The sequence below is a fragment of the Pantoea sp. E956-1 genome, from assembly GCF_982223955.1.
Genome location: NZ_CEUYZP010000141.1, coordinates 1 through 255, shown reverse-complemented (window position 1 = coordinate 255; position 255 = coordinate 1). Strand labels below are relative to the sequence as shown.

General features: G+C 65.1%; 1 protein-coding gene. It reads left to right on the top strand.

Annotation, left to right across the window (positions count from 1 at the left end; genetic code table 11):
- Positions 1-255, top strand: a 255-nt coding sequence (gene vgrG / locus AC0T7J_RS25665) for a type VI secretion system tip protein VgrG (protein WP_473798655.1), incomplete at both ends; no start/stop codon positions are given.

Below are 255 nucleotides of genomic sequence, written 5' to 3'. Positions count from 1 at the left end.
TGGGGCCTAAAGGCGAGTCGATCTGGACCGACCGCTACGGGCGGGTGAAGGTGAAGTTTCACTGGGACCGGCTGGCGAAGGGCGACGACACCAGCTCCTGCTGGGTGCGCGTCTCCAGCGCCTGGGCGGGCCAGGGATTTGGCGGGGTGCAGATCCCGCGAGTGAACGACGAAGTGGTGGTGGACTTCATCAACGGCGATCCGGATCGTCCGCTGATCATCGGCCGGGTTTACAACGAGGCAAGCATGCCGCCGT